We start from the raw sequence: 391 nt of genomic DNA on the forward strand, positions 1-391 counted from the left end.
ACAATCTATTCTTGAGGGCTAGCGCCCATTAAAATCTTTTAGATGCGAAACTTCTGAATTCTTCGAATGTGAAATCTGGTAGTTGTCTTTCTAATTCATAGTATTGCTCTTTATATTGCTCATATTCTTCATTAATATTTTCTAGTTCCTTAGCTTTATTTGATAGATATTTTTTAAACTCATTAGGTGACTGGAATTCTTCCGGTAATGGAGCAAGCTTCTCTAATTCATTTTCTTTTATTCTTATTTCACTTCTTATATCTATCATTTCATCTACTATTTTGTCGTATCCTAAATACCTATCTTCCCACTCTTTTAAAGTAGTATTTATATTTTGAATATCAGCTTTAACTTCATATATTTTTCCTATACATTCTTCTCGCTCTTTTCT

General features: G+C 29.4%; 1 protein-coding gene. It reads right to left on the reverse strand.

Features of this window, described 5'->3' with window-relative positions:
* Positions 1–28: 28 nt before the first annotated feature.
* Positions 29–391, reverse strand: a 363-nt coding sequence (locus L21TH_RS14610) for a hypothetical protein (RefSeq protein ID WP_034429902.1), incomplete at its 5' end; no start/stop codon positions are given.

The organism is Caldisalinibacter kiritimatiensis, from assembly GCF_000387765.1.
Classification (GTDB): Bacteria; Bacillota; Clostridia; order Tissierellales; family Caldisalinibacteraceae; genus Caldisalinibacter; species Caldisalinibacter kiritimatiensis.